Source organism: Streptomyces sp. NPDC107517 (assembly GCF_055582645.1).
In genome coordinates this window covers 317,151-332,496 of record NZ_JBVJPM010000008.1, presented here as the reverse complement: position 1 = coordinate 332,496, position 15,346 = coordinate 317,151, and the positions used below count along the sequence as shown (strand labels likewise).

At 70.8% G+C, this 15,346-nt stretch carries 13 protein-coding genes and 2 riboswitches; of the genes, 7 read left to right on the top strand and 6 right to left on the bottom strand.

Features of this window, described 5'->3' with window-relative positions; all coding sequences use genetic code 11:
* The first annotated feature begins 46 nt into the window (after positions 1 to 46).
* The 4 genes from ACZ67T_RS21110 (at position 47) to ACZ67T_RS21095 (ending at position 5,141) form a co-directional block, all read left to right on the top strand.
* Positions 47 to 961, top strand: coding sequence for a helix-turn-helix domain-containing protein (locus ACZ67T_RS21110; RefSeq protein WP_469985892.1), 915 nt, complete (start codon positions 47 to 49; stop codon positions 959 to 961).
* A gap of 41 nt (positions 962 to 1,002) precedes the next feature.
* Positions 1,003 to 1,218, top strand: a complete 216-nt coding sequence (locus ACZ67T_RS21105; protein ID WP_127831077.1) for an EF-hand domain-containing protein — start codon at positions 1,003 to 1,005, stop codon at positions 1,216 to 1,218.
* Between the two features lie 120 nt (positions 1,219 to 1,338).
* A complete protein-coding gene (locus ACZ67T_RS21100) occupies positions 1,339 to 2,298 on the top strand; it encodes a helix-turn-helix transcriptional regulator (protein ID WP_469985890.1) in 960 nt (319 codons plus the stop codon).
* Positions 2,299 to 2,456: 158 nt separating this feature from the next.
* The gene (locus tag ACZ67T_RS21095) at positions 2,457 to 5,141 is read left to right on the top strand and encodes a M4 family metallopeptidase (RefSeq protein ID WP_469985889.1); all 2,685 of its coding nucleotides are present in this window, start codon (positions 2,457 to 2,459) and stop codon (positions 5,139 to 5,141) included.
* Between the two features lie 70 nt (positions 5,142 to 5,211).
* On the opposite strand, the gene ACZ67T_RS21090 is transcribed toward ACZ67T_RS21095, so the two are convergent.
* On the bottom strand, positions 5,212 to 6,936 hold the full coding sequence (locus tag ACZ67T_RS21090) for a 2-isopropylmalate synthase (RefSeq protein WP_469985887.1): 1,725 nt from the start codon (positions 6,934 to 6,936) through the stop codon (positions 5,212 to 5,214).
* A gap of 275 nt (positions 6,937 to 7,211) precedes the next feature.
* Here ACZ67T_RS21090 and ACZ67T_RS21085 point away from each other — a divergent pair, with 275 nt between their 5' ends.
* Entirely contained in the window at positions 7,212 to 7,904 is a 693-nt protein-coding gene (locus ACZ67T_RS21085) for a FadR/GntR family transcriptional regulator (protein ID WP_469985955.1), read from the top strand.
* Positions 7,905 to 8,015: 111 nt separating this feature from the next.
* Positions 8,016 to 8,675 (top strand): NADPH-dependent F420 reductase, encoded by a 660-nt coding sequence (locus ACZ67T_RS21080; RefSeq protein ID WP_469985884.1) that lies wholly within the window; start codon positions 8,016 to 8,018, stop codon positions 8,673 to 8,675.
* Positions 8,676 to 8,696: 21 nt separating this feature from the next.
* Here ACZ67T_RS21080 and ACZ67T_RS21075 read toward each other — a convergent pair whose 3' ends face one another.
* On the bottom strand, positions 8,697 to 9,248 hold the full coding sequence (locus ACZ67T_RS21075) for a glycoside hydrolase family 25 protein (protein ID WP_469985953.1): 552 nt from the start codon (positions 9,246 to 9,248) through the stop codon (positions 8,697 to 8,699).
* A gap of 244 nt (positions 9,249 to 9,492) precedes the next feature.
* On the opposite strand from ACZ67T_RS21075, the gene ACZ67T_RS21070 reads away from it, so the two are divergent.
* Positions 9,493 to 10,488: a L,D-transpeptidase gene (locus ACZ67T_RS21070; protein WP_469985882.1), complete on the top strand. Its 996-nt coding sequence runs from the start codon at positions 9,493 to 9,495 to the stop codon at positions 10,486 to 10,488.
* Positions 10,489 to 10,516: 28 nt separating this feature from the next.
* On the opposite strand, the gene ACZ67T_RS21065 is transcribed toward ACZ67T_RS21070, so the two are convergent.
* The 4 genes from ACZ67T_RS21065 to gcvT form a co-directional block, all read right to left on the bottom strand.
* On the bottom strand, positions 10,517 to 11,887 hold the full coding sequence (locus tag ACZ67T_RS21065) for an L-serine ammonia-lyase (protein ID WP_469985881.1): 1,371 nt from the start codon (positions 11,885 to 11,887) through the stop codon (positions 10,517 to 10,519).
* Positions 11,888 to 12,024: 137 nt separating this feature from the next.
* Positions 12,025 to 13,284: a serine hydroxymethyltransferase gene (glyA, locus tag ACZ67T_RS21060; protein ID WP_469985880.1), complete on the bottom strand. Its 1,260-nt coding sequence runs from the start codon at positions 13,282 to 13,284 to the stop codon at positions 12,025 to 12,027.
* Between the two features lie 13 nt (positions 13,285 to 13,297).
* Positions 13,298 to 13,681, bottom strand: a complete 384-nt coding sequence (gene gcvH, locus ACZ67T_RS21055) for a glycine cleavage system protein GcvH (RefSeq protein WP_469985878.1) — start codon at positions 13,679 to 13,681, stop codon at positions 13,298 to 13,300.
* Between the two features lie 91 nt (positions 13,682 to 13,772).
* Positions 13,773 to 14,909 (bottom strand): glycine cleavage system aminomethyltransferase GcvT, encoded by a 1,137-nt coding sequence (gcvT, locus tag ACZ67T_RS21050; RefSeq protein ID WP_469985876.1) that lies wholly within the window; start codon positions 14,907 to 14,909, stop codon positions 13,773 to 13,775.
* A gap of 47 nt (positions 14,910 to 14,956) precedes the next feature.
* Positions 14,957 to 15,068: riboswitch (glycine riboswitch) on the bottom strand.
* Positions 15,069 to 15,172, bottom strand: a riboswitch (glycine riboswitch). It abuts the riboswitch before it with no gap.
* Between the last annotated feature and the right edge of the window lie 174 nt (positions 15,173 to 15,346).

The window sequence follows — 15,346 nt, the reverse complement described above, 5'->3', positions numbered from 1 at the left end:
CTCGGCTCTTGAGTCTCCACCCACTGGAAGGTCCAGACTCCTCGACATGAACGACGACGGCCCCCGGCTGCTCACCATCGGGCAGTTGTCCCGGCGCACCGGCCTGTCGGTGCGCACCATCCGCTACTGGTCCGACGCGGGCGCCCTGCCGCCCGTCGAACGCAGCCAGGGCGGCTACCGCCTGTACGACGCGCAGTCCCTCGCCCGGCTCGAACTCATCCGCACCCTACGTGAGTTGGGCCTCGGCCTGGACGACGTACGACGGGTGGTGGACGGGGAGACGGACATCGCGTCCGTGGCCGCCGCGCACGTGGCGGCGCTCGACGCGCGGATCCGCTCGCTGCGGCTGAACCGGGCCGTCCTGTCGACCGTCGCCAAGAGGAACTCAAGCACAGAAGAGATGGCCCTGATGAACAAGCTGGCACGGCTGAGCGCCGCCGAGCGCAAACACATCATCGACGACTTCATGGAGCAGACCTTCGGCGGCCTGGACGCCGCCGACCCGGACATCCGCACCCGCATGCGGGTCATGGTCCCCGACCTGCCGGACGACCCGACGACCGAGCAGGTCGACGCGTGGGTCGAGCTGGCCGAGCTGATGCAGGACCCGGACTTCCGGGCGCACATGCGCCGCATGATCGAGTTCAACGCGGCCGACCGAGGGCCCGAGGTGCCGCCGGGCAGCTCGCTGTGGTTCATGAGCCGCCTGGTGCAGCTCGCCCGGCAGGCGCGCGAGCGCGGCGTCGCGCCCGAGTCGCCCGAGGCGGAGGAGGTGCTGCGGGGCCTGCTCGGCAACGCCGACCCGGCCGCCGTACTGGAGCGCATGGAGGCCGCGGCCAACAACGACGTGGCACGGTTCCGTGACCTGGTGTCCCTGGTGCGGGGCATGGAGACGCCGCCCCGGCACAACGAGGAGTTCGCGTGGGTGGTCGCCGCACTGCGCGCTCGTACAGCCGGTTAATCTGACCCGCGTCAGTGTTACAGCAAGAAGGGGTGGACCCGGTGGCGGACATCGAGGAAGCACGCAAGGCGTTCCAGCGGTTCGACGCGGACGGCGACGGCTTCATCACAGCGGCCGAGTACAAGAGCGCGATGGCTCAGATGGGCGACTTCAACGTCACCGAGTCGGTCGCCGAGGCGCTCATCGCCCGGCAGGACGCCAACGGGGACAAGGTCCTCTCGTTCGACGAGTTCTGGGCGAACCTGAACAAGGCCTGAGCGCTGAGACCCCAGCCGCGTCCGCGAGTCCCGGAGCCCGAGGCGCCGGGACTCGCGGACGCTTCGCTGCTCACGCTCCTCGGACTCGGCCCCGAGGAGGACGCCGTCTACCGGCTCCTGGTGGACCGGCCCGACAGTGACCCGGCCGCCCTGGCCGGCTCCGGGGCCGGACCGGACGGCATCGACCGCGCCCTCGGCCTCCTCGTGGACCGCGGCCTCGCCAGCGCCGAACACCGCGACGGCACCGTCCGCTACCGCGCCGCCCCGCCCGTCCTCGCCCTCGGGCCGCTCCTCGAATCCCGCCGTGCCGCACTGCACCGGGTCGAGTCGCTCGTCGGCGACCTGGCGGAACGGCACCGCTCGGCACAGACGTACGCGCCCGTGGAAGTGCTCTCCGGCGCCGCGGTGATCCGGCGCAGGCTCCTCGCCATGCAGCACCAGGCGCAGCACGAGGTGTGCTCCTTCGTGCCCACGATGCGGGTGCCCCCGGTGATCACCTTCCAGGACAACCTCGAAGAGGCCGAGCGCGAGGCGATGGGCCGCGGTGTCATCCTGCGCGCCGTCGTGGAGCGCGGCTGTCTCGAACAGCCGGGCACCGCACAGCCGCTGGCCGACGTCATCGCGCACGGCCAGCAGATCGCCGTCGTCGAAGAGCTGCCGATCAAGATGGTCCTCGTGGACCGCAGGGTCGCCCTGCTGCCGCTCGACCCCGAGCGTGACGAGGCCGAACCCGTCGCCCTTGTCGTGCACCGCAGCGGCCTGCTCGCCGGTCTGCAGTCGCTCTTCGAGCAGCACTTCGCCAAGGGCAGGCGGCTGGGCGCGCAGAGCGCCGAGGGCTCCGGCTGCGGACACGAACTCGACGCCACCGACCGGCAGATCGTCGCTCTGCTGCACATCGGCCTCACCGACGCGGCCATCGCCCGGCAGCTCGGCATGGGCCACCGCACCGTGCAGCGGCGGCTGCGCGCCCTCATGGACGAGGCCGGCGCCGTGACCCGCTTCCAGCTCGGCGTGCACGCGGGCCGCGCGGGCTGGCTGGCTGAGAGAAACGCCAACTCCCCTTCACCACAGGGCTCCTGAGGCGTATTTACGCCACGGCATGTTCGCGCCAGCATCACCCTCTGGTCGCTTCACCCGCCATACCGAAGCATCGACCCCGTCAAGCGAGCGGGGCGCACGCGTTCCGCATGCAGGTGTGTGATGGGGAGGGCTCTGTGAGACGAACGAGGATCCGGCGGATGCTGGCGACCGGTGTGGTCGTCGCCGCCACGGGGTCGGCGCTGCTGGCCGCGCCGGCGTGGGCGGACGGCGACACCACCGCGCCCCCGGCCACCACGGTGGCGGAGCCGGTGCCGGTCGCGCCCGCGGTGACGCAGGGCCTGGACGACGCGGCGCGCGTGGGCACGCCCGCCGAGGCCGCTCGCGCCCATCTCAAGGCCCACAAGGACACGTACAAGGTCCCGGTCTCCGACCTGAAGACGCTCGGGACCACCACGTCCGGCAAGCAGTCCTCCGTCCGTTTCCGCCAGCAGCACAACGGCGTGCCGGTGTTCGGCGCCGAGTACGCGGTGCAGAGCGAGGCGGCCGACGGCGGCCGGCGCGTCACCTCCGCGACCGGCACCCTCTACACCCACCTCACGGTCTCCACCACCCCGACGGTGACGCAGGCGGCCGCGGAGCGGCGGATGTTCACGCTCGACCGCGACCTGTCCCGCGTCGAGGGCGCGAAGACCGCCGGGCACGGCCTGACGGTCCTGCCCGACGCCACCGGCGGCAAGCTGGCGTGGCACTTCACCGTGACGGGCGCCCGGTCCGACGGCAGCCCCGTGCGCCAGGAGGTGTACGTCGACGCGCGTGTGGGCGGCATCGCGCTCTCGTACAACAACGTCGACGCCGCCGACGCGTCGCCCGCGCAGGGGACGGGCGTACGCGTCGACGGCAGCGAGGCGAAGCTGAACGTCAACAAGGAGGCGGACGGCTCGTACACGCTCGTCGACTCGGAGCGCGCCATGTACGCGCGGACCGGCGGGCAGATCCGCACCTACGACGCGCAGCGCGAGAACTACACGGTCGTCGCGGGCGGCCCCGTGGCGGACGACATCCCGCTGGTGAAGTCCGCGACCGACCGCTTCGACGGGGCGAACACGTCGTCGGGCGCGGTCGAGGCCCACCTCAACGCCGCCAAGGTCTACGAGTACTACAAGGACGAGATCGGGCGCGACGGCATCGACGGCAAGGGCGGCAGCATCTACTCCGTCGTCAATGTCGCCGCCAACGGCAAGGACTACGCCAACGCGTTCTGGGACGGCGACAAGATGGTCTACGGCCACATGAACGGCGTGCCGCTGTCCGTGGGCCTCGACGTCGTGGGCCACGAGATGACGCACGGCGTCACGGAACACTCCGCCGGACTCGTCTACCTCAACCAGTCGGGCGCCCTCAACGAGGCGATATCCGACTACTTCGGCAACGCCATGGAGACCGCCGACAAGGGCATCCCCATGAGCGACCCCACCTCCGGCCTCATCGGCGAATACCTCTGCAACGGCACCAAGCCGCTCGACGAGTGCGCCCTGCGCGACCTCAACGACGGCCGCAACGCGCAGCGGGACTACCAGCCCATGACGCTCGACTTCGACAACGGCGGTGTGCACGCCAACTCCACCATCGTCGGTGGCGCGCTGTGGGACATGCGCAAGAGTCTCGGTGCCGGCCTCGCCGACCGGATCACCTACCGGGCGGCCCAGAACTACCTCACCCCGCTGTCGGGCTTCACCGACATGCGCAACGCGGTCACCCTCGCCGCCAAGTCCCTGAAGGTCTCCAAGACCGATCTGGCCGTCATCGCGAAGGCCTTCGACGACCACGGCATCGAGCAGGGCTGGGAGCAGAAGGCCGGCACCCACGACGGCACCACCATCGGCGCCGACGTCCTGCCCGCCTACGAGGTCTACTCCGGCCTCGACGAGCAGGCCGCGCAGATCAGCGGCGATGTCTACGCCATCGGCCATGGCGACGCCGTCGCCTGGGGCGAGGGCGGCGCCGCCTTCGGCATCACGGTCGGCCGCTTCGGCAAGCATCACCAGCACGAGCTGGCGCAGCGGGACGCCTACCTGATGGACCCGTCCCTCGACGACGAGCGCGTCGTCTTCACCCGGATCTCCGCCGACGGCATCGGCATCTACCAGGCCGGTGACAAGGGCCAGGGGGCGATCAGGAAGCTGGTCGACACCCCGGACGCCGACGAGACCGAGCCGGTCACCGAGAACGGCGCGCTCGCCTACATCCGCACCACCGCCGACGGCGAACAGGACGTCATCCTGCGCAAGGCCGACGGCACCACGGTCAACGTGACGCCCGAGGCAGGCACGAAGGCGGGCCGACTGGCGATGAAGCACGGGCAGATCGCCTGGGCCGGCGGCGCCGACCACACCTACGTACGCCTCTACGACATCGCCACCGGCACCACCCAGAGCAAGCGGATCGGCGGCTTCCTCTTCAACTCCGTCGGTGACATCCAGCTCGCCGCGGACCGCATCTTCTGGCGGGAGAACAGCAGCCTGTTCGGCAGCACCACCTTCCGGTCCGCGCCCGTCGACGACCTGACCGAGGCGGCGAAGGTGAGCCTCCCGACGAGCACCTACTTCGCCCAGTTCTCCGTCACCGACGACTACTTCGCGTACTCCACGTACGACGCCTGGAGCGGCCTCGGTTCCTGGAGCGGACCGGAGAAGGTCAAGGTCATGGCGGCCGGCACGGCCGACGTGGTCGCGGGGACCGGTGCCTTCAGCCGGGTCTCCTGCTCCTCCGGCGCCCAGCTGGCCCCGTCCCTCGGTGACGGTCGGCGCGCCGTCTGGCTGGACACGACCGCCGCGACGACCGACGTCGTGACCCGGAACACGTTCGCGGGCACCTGCGACTAGTCCGCCCGACCGTCCCCGAGGGGGCGCCCACCGGACTCCGGTGGGCGCCCCCTCGCTTCGCGCCGCGCTTCTATCGCGCCGCCACCGCCCGGTTCACGGCCGCCAGGACCGCCTGGACCGACGCCGCCAGCGGTGAAGGGGCACGGCCCGCGCCCCACGCCGTCACGCCGTCGACCCGGCACTGCGCGTACGCCGTGGCCTCCTCGCCGTGCGCGTCCTCGGTGAAGTCGACGATGTCGACGCCGACCCCGGCCGCCGCGAGCGCGTCCACGAACGCGGACAGGGTTCCGCCGCCCCGCCCCTCGAAGTCGCCCGTGCGATCGCCCACTTGGAGGGTGCACACGAACCGGTGCGCCTGCCCGTCTCTGTCCGTCGACCACGCCGTCAGGCACACGTGGCCGGCGCCGCGCCCCGGTTCCAGGTAGGTCGAGCCGAACAGCTCGTACAGATCCTTCGGGGTCGCCTCCTGCCCGCTGTCGTCCGTGGCCTCCTGGACCACCCGCGCGAACTCGGGCCGCATCCGCGCCGGCAGGTCGACGCCGTGGTACGTGGCGAGCAGATACGCCGTTCCGCCCTTGCCCGACTGCGAGTTGACGCGGATCACGGCCTCGTAACTGCGGCCCACGTCCGCCGGGTCGATCGGCAGGTACGGCACCTCCCAGCGGGCCTGCTGCGCCGGGATCCCGGCCGCCGCTGCCGCCGCTGCGTGATGCGCGAGGCCCTTGCTGATCGCGTCCTGGTGCGTCCCGGAGAAGGCCGTGTAGACGAGGTCGCCGCCGTAGGGGTGGCGCGGGTGCACGGGCAGCCGGTTGCACTGCTCGACCACCTCCCGTACGGCGTCGATGTCGGAGAAGTCGACCATCGGGTCGATGCCCTGCGCGTACAGGTTCATGGCCAGCGTGACCAGGTCGACGTTGCCGGTGCGCTCGCCGTTGCCGAAGAGGCAGCCCTCGACGCGCTGGGCGCCCGCGAGGACGGCGAGTTCGGCGCAGGCGACGCCCGTGCCGCGGTCGTTGTGCGGGTGCACGGACAGGATCACCGCGTCGCGGCGGGACAGGTTCTTGTGCATGTACTCGATCTGGTCGGCGTACACGTTCGGCGTCGCGATCTCCACCGTCGCCGGGAGGTTGTGTGTGACCGGCCGGTCGGGGCTCGCGTCCCACAGCTCGGTCAGGCCGTCGCAGATCTCCAGGACGAAGTCCGGCTCGGTGACGTTGAAGGTCTCCGGGGCGAACTGGAAGCGGATGTGCGCGCCGGGCCGGGCGTCCGAGAGCCGCGCCATGTGCGCGGCGGCGTCCCGCACGGACTCCCACACCTGCGCGCGGTCGCGGCCGAGCACGACGTCGCGCCAGACGCGGGAGGTCGGGATGTACAGATGGACGACCGCGCGCGGCAGGCCCTCGATCGAGGCGAAGGTGCGCTCGATCAGATCGCGCCGTGCGGGCGTGAAGACGACGGGCGTGACGTCGTCGGGGACGGCTCCCGACGTCACCAGGTGGCGTACGAAGTCGAAGTCGGTGCGGCTCGCCGACGGGTAGCCGACCTCGATCTCCTTGAACCCCGTGCGGACGAGCAGGTCGAAGAAGCGGCGCTTGCGGCCGGTGTCCATCGGTTCGGCGAGCGCCTGGTTGCCGTCGCGCAGGTCGACGGGGACCCACAGGGGCGACCGCTCGATCCGGGCGCCCGGCCAGCTCCGGTCCCGCACGGGGACGTCGACGCGGTCGTGGTGCGGGCGGTAGCGGTGGTACGGCATGGGGCCCGGCTGCTGCGGGTTCCAGTCGTGGGCGGTGGTCATGGGTGACGTGTCCTTCGGCTCGGTCGGACGAGGACCGGCAGCACGGCATCCCGCGGCGGGGTGCCGGTCGCGTCAGGCCCCGCCGCGGCAGCCGAGAAGAAGCAGACCGCGGAAGATCACGAGCAGTAGGCTAGTCACAGCTCAGGTCCTCAGACAAGTTGTCGGGGAAAAATAAGGGGTCCGGTCGGCAGGGGGATAAAGTCTCCGGGTTCACGCGGTGTTCAGGACGAGCAGCGGTGTTCCACAGCGGTGTTCAAGAAGAGCAGGTGATTCCCATGGCGCTCGGCGCGCTCCGTCCCAGCCCTCTGGTCGAACAGGCCGCCGAGCGGCTGCGCGAGCAGATCGCGTCGGGGCACTGGCCGGTCGGCACCAAGCTGCCCGGCGAGACGACCCTCGCCAGGGAACTCGGTGTCGGCCGCTCCACGGTCCGCGAGGCCCTGCGCGCGCTCGCCGGGGCCGGTCTGGTCCGCGCCCGGCAGGGGGCGGGCGTCTTCGTGACCGCCGACCGGCCCGTCGAGGACTGGCCCGCGCGGCTGCGCGCCGCCGCCGTCGCCGACGTCTACGAGGTCCGCGTCCTGTTGGAGGTCCAGGCCGCGCGTCTCGCCGCACGCCGCCGCACCCCCGAGGACGTCACCGTGATGCGTGCGGCCCTCGACGCGCGCAGAGCGACGGCGCAGGCGGGCGGCGCCGCGTTCGTCGACGCCGACATCGCGCTCCACGCGGCGGTCGTGGCCGCCGCCCACAACCCCGTACTCACCGATCTCTTCGCCGAGTTCGCGCCCGCCCTGCGCCAGGGCCTCATCGACCTGCTCGACCTCGTCGACGTACGCGCCGCCGAGGCCGGCCACGGCGACGCGGCGCACGCCGCGCTCGTGGACGCCGTCGCGTCGGGCGACGAGGACGCCGCGGAACGCGAGGCGAGGGAGGAGCTGGCCGTGATGCGGGGCGCACTGGCGCGCCGGGACTGAGGCAGGTGCGACCCCGTTCGTGTGGAACCCGCGCGAGACCGGCATGGCCCGCCCGGCCCGGAGGTACGTGACCACGCGCGTACCGCACACGCTCCTCCGGAAGGGCTCGACATGAAGATCGGCATCATCGGCGCCGGCAACATCGGCGGCAACCTCACCCGCCGGTTCACCGCGGCCGGCCACGACGTGTCCGTGGCCAACTCGCGCGGCCCCGAGACCCTGCGCGACCTCGCCGAGGAGACCGGTGCCACGCCGGTGACCGTCGCCGAGGCCGCCCGCGGCGCCGAGGTCGTCGTGGTGACCGTCCCCATGAAGGCCGTCCCCGGCCTGCCCGACGGCCTCCTCGACGACGCGCCGGAAGGCGTCACCGTCATCGACACCGGCAACTACTACCCGCAGCAGCGCGACGGCCGCATCGCCGCCATCGAGGAGGGCCTGCCCGAGAGCCGCTGGACCGAGCTCCAGATCGGCCACCCCGTCGTCAAGGTCTTCAACGGCACCTACGCCCACGAACTCCTCGACAAGCCGCGCCCCAAGGGCGACCCCGAGCGCATCGCCCTGCCCGTCGCCGGCGACGACGAGGCGGCCAAGGCGGTCGTACGCGAGCTGCTCGACGGGATCGGCTTCGACTCCGTGGACACGGGCAGCCTCGACGAGTCCTGGCGTCAGCAGCCCGGCACGCCCGTCTACGGCCTCGCGGCGGACACGGACACCGTCCGCAAGGCCCTGGCCGAGGCGTCCCCGGAGCGCACGGCGGAGTGGCGCGCCTGAGTCACCGGGTGCGGGGGCGTGTCACGGGGTGGCCCAGTCCCGCAGCGCGCCCTTGCTGGTGAACTGGGCGACGTCCTTGTCGAGCGGACTGTCCGTGTACTGATGGAACTTCCAGGACGCCTTGATACGGGGCTTGCCGGTCGTCGTGTAGTCGGCGATCCAGAGCCCGTCACCGGCGTACGACGTCGTATCCACATTCAGCCAGAAATTGCGGTTCGTGTAGAGCAGTACCCGGTGGTGGGGGCGCAGGCGCTTCACCTCGCGGATGAAGCGGTCCTTCTCCGCGTTGCTCGCGTGGGTGCCCTCCCCGGTCGTCTCCCAGTCGACGGCGAGCAAGTCCCCCGCCTTCTCCGGGGCCTTGCTCACGAAGTACTCGGCCTGCGCCGTGAGGTTGCCCGGCCACAGGAAGTGGTAGAAGCCGACGACGCAGCCGCCGTCACGCGCCAGCTTCGTCTGGGCGGTGAGCCGTGGATTGACGTACGAGCGCCCCTCCGTTGCTTTGATGAAGACGAACGACAGGCCTTCCGTGTCGAACGTGGACTGGTACGAACTGACGTCGATGCCGCGCAGCATGCCGGGCCTCCTGGTCGGTGGGGCGACGAGGTCGAACATCCATCGTCCCCGATCCGATCCCGTCGGGGCACCCCTTTCCCCACGTTGATCCGCCCGTGCGGTGAGGCGCTGCCAGGACGTTTCGGTGGCCGCAGTCTTGGAACACGCTTTACATGGGTCCCTGCAACTGCCGGAGCCCTGTCACTGTCTGACAGTGAGTTGGGCCCGTTGGGGGGCATGGGTGAATCGGAGAGTGGGGCAGGTCGTGGGACGGCGCAAGGGCGGAATAAGGATCGCGCTCGTGACGGTCGCGGCGCTGGTGGGCGCGAGCGCCTGCGGCGGCAGTGGCGGCGGTGGCGGCAAGGCGGCGGGCGGGAACGACGGGAAGGAGGCGCGTAAGCCGGGCGCGAGCGCCTCGCCCTCGCCGGCGAAGCCCAAGGGTCCGCCGATGCTCCTGGAGACGATCACTCCGCTGAGCGACGCCAAGGTCGGTGTGGCGATGCCGATTTCGGTGGTCTTCACCAACCCCGTGGCCGCCAAGGCGCGCGCATCCGTCGAGCAGCACATGAAGGTCAGCACGTCGCAGCCGGTGGCCGGCGCCTGGCACTGGTTCGGGGACAAGCGCGCGGACTGGCGCCCGAAGACGTACTGGCCCTCCGGTACGAAGGTGAAGATCGACGCCGACATGAAGGGCGTCAGCAACGGCAACGGCCGCTACGGCGTGCACGGTTACACGCACTCCTTCACGGTCGGCGACGACGTCCGGGCCGACGTCTCCGTCAGCGGTCACACCATGAAGGTCACCAAGAACGGCCAGGCCGTGCGCACGCTGTCGATCAACGCGGGCAGCGCCGAGTACCCGACCTGGAACGGCACGATGGCCGTCATCGACAAGCAGGAGAAGGTCCACATGACCTCCTGCAGCGTCGGCATCAGCTGCGACAAGGGCAGCGCCAACTACTACGACCTGACGCTGCCCTGGGACGTCCACCTCACGCAGTCGGGCACGTACGTCCACTACTCGACCGGTGACCCGAACCCGGGCAGCGGCTCGGCCCGTGGCTCGCACGGCTGCGTCCACCTGTCGCTGTCCGACGCCAAGTGGTTCTACCGCCAGGTCAAGCAGGGCGACCCCGTCACGATCACGGGCTCGCCGCGTGCCAAGGCTCCGGCCGACAACGGCTACGCGGCGTTCAACCTGAGCTGGGACCAGTGGCTCGCGGGAAGCGGGGCGGGGGAGGGCACGACGGCGACCCTGTGACTGCCGCCGCCCTCAGCCCCGCTGATCGTCAGCACTCGATGATGTTGACGGCGAGGCCGCCCCGCGCCGTCTCCTTGTACTTGACGGACATGTCGGCGCCGGTCTCCTTCATGGTCTTGATGACCTTGTCGAGGGAGACATGGTGGCGGCCGTCGCCGCGCAGGGCCATACGGGCCGCGGTGACGGCCTTCGCGGCGGCCATGCCGTTGCGCTCGATGCAGGGGATCTGGACGAGGCCGCCGACGGGGTCGCAGGTCAGGCCGAGGTTGTGCTCCATGCCGATCTCGGCGGCGTTCTCGACCTGCTCGGGGGTGCCGCCGAGGACCTCGGCGAGCGCGCCCGCGGCCATCGAGCAGGCGGAGCCGACCTCGCCCTGGCAGCCGACCTCCGCGCCGGAGATGGAGGCGTTCTCCTTGAAGAGCATGCCGATGGCGCCCGCGGAGAGCATGAAGCGGACGACGCCCTCTTCGTCGGCGCCGGGCACGAAGTTGACGTAGTAGTGCAGGACCGCGGGGATGATGCCCGCGGCGCCGTTGGTGGGCGCGGTCACGACACGGCCGCCCGCGGCGTTCTCCTCGTTGACGGCCATCGCGTAGAGGGTGATCCACTCCATGGCGCGGGCCATCGGGTCGCCCTCGGCGCGCAGCTGGCGCGCCGAGTTCGCGGCACGGCGGCGGACCTTGAGGCCGCCGGGCAGGATGCCCTCGCGGGACATGCCGCGCGAGACGCAGGCCTGCATGACGCGCCAGATGTCGAGGAGTCCGGAGCGGATCTCGTCCTCGGTGCGCCAGGCCTTCTCGTTCTCCAGCATCAGCGCGGAGATGGACAGGCCGGTCTCCTCGGTGAGGCGGAGCAGCTCGTCGCCGGTGCGGAAGGGGTACTTGAGGACCGTGTCGTCGGGCACGATCGGGTTCTCGCCGGCCACGGCGTCCTCGTCGACGACGAAGCCGCCGCCCACCGAGTAGTACGTCTTCTCCAGGACGAGGGCGCCCTCGTGGTCGTAGGCGAAGATCGTCATGCCGTTGGCGTGGTACGGGAGTGCCTTGCGGCGGTGCAGGACCAGATCGTCGTCGAAGCTGAACGGGATCTCGTGGACGCCGAGCAGGCTGAGCTTCCCGGAAGCCTTGATCGCCTCGACGCGGTCGTCGGCCTTCTCCACGTCGACGGTGCGGGGCGAGTCGCCCTCCAGGCCGAGCAGGACCGCCTTGGGGGTGCCGTGGCCGTGTCCGGTGGCGCCGAGGGACCCGTAGAGCTCGGCGCGTATCGCGGCGGTGTGGGCGAGCAGGCCCTCGTTCTTCAGGCGGCGCGCGAACATGCGGGCCGCCCGCATCGGGCCGACCGTGTGGGAGCTGGACGGGCCGATGCCGATCGAGAACAGGTCGAAGACCGAGATGGCCACGGGGAACTCCTAGGTGGGTTTCGGCGGACGCCGTTGTCTGCCGGGTCGTGCGCAGGGGCTGAACGGGGCGGGGCACCGCTCTCACTGTCCAGTGTGCGCGGTGCCCCGAAATTTCATACGTACAAATGCGTACGAAACTACTTCAGGCCGGGGTACAGGGGGTACTTGTCGGCGAGCGCCGTGACGCGGGCCTTGAGGGACGCCGCGTCGTATTCCGGCTTCAGCGCCTCGGCGATGATGTCGGCGACCTCGGTGAAGTCCTCGGCCTGGAAGCCACGGGTGGCCAGGGCCGGGGTGCCGATCCGCAGGCCCGAGGTGACCATCGGGGGACGCGGGTCGTTCGGGACGGCGTTGCGGTTGACCGTGATGCCGACCTCGTGGAGCCGGTCCTCGGCCTGCTGGCCGTCCAGATCGGACTCGCGCAGGTCGACCAGGACCAGGTGCACGTCGGTGCCGCCGGACAGCACGTTCACGCCGGTGGCGCGGGCGTCGTCCGAGGTCAGACGGGCGGCAAGGATCTGGGCGCCCTCGACGGTGCGCTGCTGGCGCTCCTTGAAGTCCTCGCTCGCGGCGACCTTGAAGGAGACGGCCTTGGCGGCGATCACGTGCTCCAGGGGGCCGCCCTGGAAGCCGGGGAAGACGGACGAGTTCAGCTTCTTCGCGAAGTCCTTCTTCGCGAGGATGATCCCGCCGCGCGGCCCGCCGAGCGTCTTGTGCGTGGTGGAGGTGACCACGTCCGCGTACTCGACCGGGTTGGGGTGCAGCCCGGCCGCGACGAGTCCGGCGAAGTGGGCCATGTCGACCCACAGGTAGGCGCCGGTCTCGTCCGCGATGCGACGGAAGGCGGCGAAGTCCAGCTGGCGCGGGTAGGCGGACCAGCCCGCGATGATCACCTTGGGGCGGTGCTCCTTGGCGAGGCGCTCGACCTCGGCCATGTCCACGAGACCGGCCTCGTCGACGTGGTACGCGACCACGTCGAACTGCTTGCCGGAGAAGTTCAGGCGCATGCCGTGGGTGAGGTGGCCGCCGTGGGCGAGGTCCAGGCCGAGGATCGTGTCGCCGGGCTTGGCGAGCGCGAAGAGGGCGGCCTGGTTGGCGGAGGCGCCGGAGTGGGGCTGGACGTTGGCGTACTCGGCGCCGAAGAGGTCCTTGACCCGGTCGATGGCGATCTGCTCGGTGACGTCGACGTGCTCGCAGCCGCCGTAGTAGCGCCGGCCGGGGTAGCCCTCGGCGTACTTGTTGGTCAGGACCGAGCCCTGGGCCTCCATGACGGCGACCGGAGCGAAGTTCTCCGACGCGATCATCTCGAGGGTGGACTGCTGGCGGAGCAGCTCGGCGTCGAGCGCGGCGGCGACGTCCGGGTCGAGCTCGTGCAGCGGGGTGTTCATGAGCGACATGGAAGTGGTGTCCCTAGTTGCCGGAGCCGGAGAACGCGTCGTACTCGTCCGCGGAGAGCAGGTCCTTCGGCTCATCCGAGATGCGGACCTTGAACAGCCAGCCGCCCTCGAACGGGGCGGAGTTCACCAGCGACGGGTCGTCCACGACGTCCTGGTTCGCCTCGACGACCTCGCCGGTTACCGGGGAGTACAGGTCGCTGACGGACTTGGTCGACTCGAGCTCGCCGCAGGTCTCGCCCGCGGTCACCGTGTCACCGACCTCGGGGAGCTGGGCGTAGACGACATCGCCGAGCGCGTTGGCCGCGAACTCGGTGATGCCGACCGTCGAGACGCCGTCCTCGGCGCCCGACAGCCACTCGTGCTCCTTGCTGTAGCGCAGCTGCTGGGGGTTGCTCATGATCTGAATTCTCCTGTACGCGGGTGGGTGCTGCGGAACGAGGGGGGTGTGCGCTGGGTTACTTCCGGCGGCCCCGTGAGGACCGGTCGGGTTACTTCTGGCGCTTGTAGAACGGCAGCGCCACGACCTCGTACGGCTCGTGGGCGCCGCGGATGTCGACGCCGACGCCCTCGGTGCCGGGGGCGGCGTGCGACGCGTCCACGTAGGCGATGGCGATCGGCTTGCCGAGCGTGGGGGAGGGGGCGCCGGAGGTGACCTCGCCGATCACCTGGCCGCCGGCGACCACGGACATCCCGGCGCGCGGTACGCGGCGGCCCTCGGCGATCAGGCCGACGAGCTTGCGCGGCGGGGCGGTCTCGGCGCGCTCGGCGGCGGCCTCGAGCGCCTCGCGGCCCACGAAGCGGCCCTCGTTGCCCGTCTTCTCGAACTTCACGACGCGGCCGAGACCGGCGTCGAAGGGGGTCAGCGCCGTCGTCAGCTCGTGCCCGTACAGCGGCATGCCGGCCTCCAGGCGCAGCGTGTCGCGGCAGGAGAGGCCGGCGGGGACGAGCCCGGCCGGCGCGCCCGCGTCGGTCAGTGCCTGCCACAGCTTCTCGGCGTGCTCCGGGGCGACGAACAGCTCGAAGCCGTCCTCGCCGGTGTAGCCGGTGCGGGCGATGAGGGCCGGGACGCCGGCGACGGTGCCGGGCAGGCCCGCGTAGTACTTGAGGCCGTCGAGGTCGGCGTCCGTGAGGGACTTCAGGATGCCGGGGGACTCGGGGCCCTGGACGGCGATCAGCGCGTAGGCGTCACGGTCGTCACGGACCTCGGCGTCGAAGCCGGCGGCGCGCTCGGTGATCGCGTCGAGGACGATCTGCGCGTTGCCCGCGTTGGCGACGACCATGTACCGGGGAAGGCCGCCCTCGTCGCCCAGGCGGTAGACGATCAGGTCGTCGACGATCCCGCCGTCCTCCTGGCAGATCATGGTGTAGCGGGCGCGGCCGGGGCCGATCGTGGACATGTTGCCGACGAGGGCGTAGTCGAGGAGATCGACGGCCTGCGGCCCGGTGACGGTGATCTCGCCCATGTGCGAGAGGTCGAAGAGGCCCGCCTTGGTGCGGACCGCGATGTGCTCGTCGCGCTCGCTGCCGTAGCGCAGCGGCATGTCCCAGCCCGCGAAGTCGGTCATCGTCGCGCCCAGCGAGCGGTGCAGGGCGTCGAGCGCGGTCTTACGGGAAATGTTGCTCATGAGTGGTGCTCCAGGATCCCAGGCATGACAGACGAGGGCGATGGTCTCCCTCCCCATCTGTCATCGGAACCTGAGAGGTTCGCCGGCGCCACACGTAGAGGTGGTCGCGGCTTGCACCTTGGGTGGAGCGGCCGAGGGCCGCCCGCTTTTCAGATATGCCTCGCCCGCGCGGTACGGGGCCTGAGAGATTCAAGGGAGGAACTTGCTCCTTCGGCGCCCCCGGGGACGCGTAGGCGTCCGGGGAGCTCTCCCGCGCGGATTCAAGCGGCCGGTATGCAGTTGGTTCGTGCTCTTGGCGCGCACATCATTGCATGCCGACCGCACGGGGAAACCACTTGTAGGGCATTACCGTCTCTTTACACTTGACGGGCAAGGGTGGCGTGACCGGAACGGGGAGGACGATCACGGTGCACAAGGCAGCGGCGGGCGCGTACGCG